This window comes from Parafrankia sp. FMc2 (assembly GCF_041008525.1).
In the GTDB taxonomy this organism is placed as follows: Bacteria; Actinomycetota; Actinomycetes; order Frankiales; family Frankiaceae; genus Parafrankia.
Genome location: NZ_JBFLUG010000293.1, coordinates 1 through 3,638, shown reverse-complemented (window position 1 = coordinate 3,638; position 3,638 = coordinate 1). Strand labels below are relative to the sequence as shown.

General features: G+C 66.2%; 3 protein-coding genes and 2 pseudogenes. 3 read left to right on the top strand and 2 right to left on the bottom strand.

Annotation, left to right across the window (positions count from 1 at the left end):
- The first annotated feature begins 105 nt into the window (after positions 1–105).
- Positions 106–1,125 (top strand): tetratricopeptide repeat protein, encoded by a 1,020-nt coding sequence (locus AB1460_RS36285; protein ID WP_368967020.1) that lies wholly within the window; start codon positions 106–108, stop codon positions 1,123–1,125.
- A 594-nt stretch (positions 1,126–1,719) separates the two neighbouring features.
- Here the strand turns inward: AB1460_RS36285 and AB1460_RS36280 are convergent.
- Complete coding sequence (locus tag AB1460_RS36280) at positions 1,720–1,983, bottom strand: transposase (protein WP_368967018.1); 264 nt, start codon at positions 1,981–1,983, stop codon at positions 1,720–1,722.
- Between the two features lie 126 nt (positions 1,984–2,109).
- Here AB1460_RS36280 and AB1460_RS36275 point away from each other — a divergent pair.
- Positions 2,110–2,508, top strand: a pseudogene (locus tag AB1460_RS36275) (transposase); the annotation flags it as partial.
- A gap of 53 nt (positions 2,509–2,561) precedes the next feature.
- Here AB1460_RS36275 and AB1460_RS36270 read toward each other — a convergent pair.
- A pseudogene (locus AB1460_RS36270) lies at positions 2,562–3,089 on the bottom strand (IS6 family transposase); the annotation flags it as partial.
- A 191-nt stretch (positions 3,090–3,280) separates the two neighbouring features.
- Between AB1460_RS36270 and AB1460_RS36265 the strand changes: the two are divergent.
- The gene (locus tag AB1460_RS36265; protein ID WP_368967016.1) at positions 3,281–3,430 is read left to right on the top strand and encodes a hypothetical protein; all 150 of its coding nucleotides are present in this window, start codon (positions 3,281–3,283) and stop codon (positions 3,428–3,430) included.
- The last annotated feature ends 208 nt before the right edge of the window (positions 3,431–3,638 follow it).

Sequence of the window (3,638 nt, the reverse complement as noted above, 5' to 3'; positions counted from 1 at the left end):
CGACCGGCCCCGCCCGCGCTGCCGACCAAGGCGTGGATCAACCAGCCCCCAGCGATCATCGAGACCGAGGAGGCGCTACCCACAAACCAAGCAGCCTGATGTCTCATCGGGATTGACAGGCTCCGCCTCGCCGACCGGGCCTACCGTCGCTGGACCCGTACCCTCGGCCCCGACCACCCCGACCTCTTGGGCGCGGCAAATATCCTCGCCGTCTGTCTGTGGTCGTTGGGGAATCCGGCCGCCGCCCGCGCCCTGCAGGAGGACACGTTGGCCCGTCGGCGGCGGGTGCTTGGCGACGACCACCCCGACACCCTGCGCTCGGCGAGCAACCTCGCCGCAGTTCTGTGGTCGTTGGGGGATCTGACCGCTGCCCGTGCTCTCGACGAAGACACGTTGGCCCGTCGGCGGCGGGTGCTTGGCGACGACCACCCCGACACCCTGATGTCGGCGAACAACTTCGCCGCAGACCTGTGGTCGTTGGGGGATCTGACCGCCGCCCGCGCCCTACACGAAGACACGTTGGCCCGTCGGCGGCGGGTACTTAGCGACGACCACCCCGACACCCTGATGTCGGCACACAACCTCGCCGACGACTTGCGGGCGTTAGGGGATATGACCGCCGCCCGCGCCTTGAACGAGGACACACTGGCCCGCCGCCGTCGACTGCTGGGCGAAGATCATCCTGACACCCTACACTCGGCGAACAACCTCGCCACAGTATTGGGGGCGTTGGGGGATCTGACCGCCGCTCGCGCCCTTCACGAGGACACGTTGGCCTGTCGGCGGCGGGTGCTTGGCGACGACCACCCCGACACCCTACGCACGGCACACAATCTCGCCGACGACTTGCGGGCGTTAGGGGATCTGACCGCCGCCCGCGCCTTGAACGAAGACACGCTGGCTCGTTTCCGTCGACTGCTGGGCGAAGATCATCCTGACACCCTACACTCGGCGAACAACCTCGCCACAGTATTGGGGGCGTTGGGGGATCTGACCGCCGCCCGCGCCTTGCTTGAGGACACGCTGGCTCGCCGCCATGGGCTGCTTGGCGGCAACCACCCCGACACGCGGGAGACCGCGAAACAGCTCGCCATGCTGGCGCCGGACAATCTTGATTTCCGCTGAAAATCCGCAGCCTGTTCGCAATCCTTCCGGCAGATCTAGCTTTCGCCTGGGGTTGTCGTGGAAGGCAATCGACTTTTTGGGGTTGGTGTCACATCTGTTGACACCCGGGTCGAGGTGGGCCCACCTGGCCGGGCAGGCCCTGACAGGGTGACGTTCCTCGGGCCCCTGGCTACGCAAGCGAGAACGAGCACCAAATGCTGGTCGTCGTGAGCACTACGGAGCCGCGTCACGGCCGCCGCGATGTCGCTGGGTTCGAGCACCACCGGGCGCGCTGTGCGACCGGCGTGCCCGGTGTCCCGGACCGCTTCCCGGCTCGATCCTGTTTCGTACCAGGCAAAGGCGCAGCGAGGAGGCGCCGCGGAGGCACCCGCGCACAGGCTCGCCGCCGTGGTGCTCGAACCCAGCGACATCGACTCGCCGGATCTTGGCCCGGTGCTCATCGCCGGCAGCAATCGGTGCTCGTTGTGACCGACATAGCCAGGCCCCGAACCACTCTGGCTGAGCGGCCTCAAAGCGAAACCTGTCAACCTGTTTGAGGCAGGGTCTTACAGAAACTAGCCTGCTACTGATGATTAATGTGTGAAGTTTTGTTGATCAGGGCTGTTCCCAGGTCAGTCCGGTTTCGGTGAGGAACCCGACGAGGAGTTCAGGTCGGTACTGCATGCGTTTCAGGCCGTGTTTGACAGCCTGGTGGACCTCGTCGATGCCACGGGCGGCGAGGTGGACCAGGGTCGTGCGTTTCAGGTACGACCAGACGCCTTCGGTCGGGTTCAGGTCGGGGGCGTAGGCCGGCAGCCACACCACGTTGATCCAGCTGGCGTGCGCGGCCAGGAACGCGGCCATCTGCGGGCGTGTCATGACGGCTGTGTAAGCCGGAGGTGGACCAGGATCGACCTGCCTGACTGATCGGGGTAGGTCGGAAAGGGACACCGAATGACGCAAAACCCGACGCTTCGGACTCGCGACGAAGAGGCGGCACGGAGAATCGCGGATGCTTTCTCTCCCGAGGCGATCGACGTGTTGTTGAAGGACGCGAAGGCCGCCGGTACCCCGATCGATGGGGTCGACGGGTTGTTGAACCAGATGACGAAGGCCGTCCTGGAGCGCGCGCTGCAGGTCGAGATGACCAGCCATCTGGGCTACGAGGTCGGCGACCCGGCCGGGCACGGGACGGGGAACTCCCGGAACGGGAAGTCCACGAAGACGGTGTCGACGCGTAACGGGCCGGTCGACATCGAGGTCCCCCGGGACCGGAACGGGTCGTTCGAACCGGTGATCGTGCCGAAGCGGGCCCGGCGGATCGGGAACCTTGACGACACGATCCTGTCGTTGTACTCGCGGGGCATGACGACCCGCGACATCGAGGCGCACCTGGCGGAGGTGGGTCTGTTGCATTGCGGGATGGCAGGGCATGGTTGACCCTGCCGAGCGGGTGATCAGATCGCGAGGGTGAGTTCGGTGAACGCGGCTGTCAGCCGTGCGTGCGGGTCGGTGTCGATCCCGAGTTCGTAGTGGCCGCGGCGGATGTTCTGGACCAGCGCATGCCCTGCGCTGATCGTCTGGGCGGAACGCAGCCGTTTCAGGCCGTGCATCGGGCGGAGCCGGGCTTTCAACCGGCTGTGATCGGATTCGATCCGATTGTTCTCCCGCGCGGCGTCGACGTGGCAGGCCTCGGGGAGCAGCTCGTCGAGGATCCGCGGGTAGACCGGGGCCTTGTCGGTGGTGACCTCGACCGGCCGGCGCCCGTGGGACAGCGCGCCGGTGAAGAACCGGCGTGCCGCAGCCTGATCACGGCGGGTGCTGGCGAGGACATCGATGACCTGTCCGTGCTGGTCAACCGCCCGGTACAGGTAGGTCCAGTGGCCGGCGACCTTGACGTAGGTCTCGTCGACGAACCACCTGTCCCCAGGACGGTGCCGACACGGCCGCGCGGCGTCGATGAGCAAGGGCGTGAAGCGTTGGACGCAACAGGTCGGCGAAGTTCATTTCTTGCTCCCACGCGGATTAATCTTGCTGGGCCACGGCGGGAGGTGTTCGCGGCCCGGGGCTGGACTGCCGGGGTGTGGTCCGTCAGTACGGCTCGGACCCGTGGGCCTGGTGGGTGGCACTGCGTCTGGTCCGTTCCGGCCGGTATGGCGTGGTCGTGGTCGACACTATGGATCGGCTGGCGGACACCGAACCCGGCAGGCTCGCGGCACTGGAGATGCTGCGCTGCGTGGGGGTCCGGCTGCTGGCGGCCCGGGACGGCACGGACAAGGCCGATCCGGTGGGCGCTGACCTGGTGGCATTGCTCCTGACCGTGTAACCCATGGACCCAGCACGAACAACGGCCAGTGACCCGAATTGGATCACTGGCCGTTGGCGTGTCCGCCGTGCGACGTCCACGCAGCTACTGATGATTAATGCGAGAAGTCATGTTGATCCGAGCTCTTCCCAAGCAAGCCCGGTCTCGGCAAGGAACCCGACAAGAAGATCGGGCCGGTACTGCACACGTTTCAGTCCGTGCTTGACGG

Bases quoted from the DNA above. Each gene is read 5' to 3' on its own strand.
- AB1460_RS36280 (WP_368967018.1), bottom strand. From the start codon at position 1,983: ATGACACGCCCGCAGATGGCCGCGTTCCTGGCCGCGCACGCCAGCTGG.
- AB1460_RS36265 (WP_368967016.1), top strand. From the start codon at position 3,281: ATGGATCGGCTGGCGGACACCGAACCCGGCAGGCTCGCGGCACTGGAG.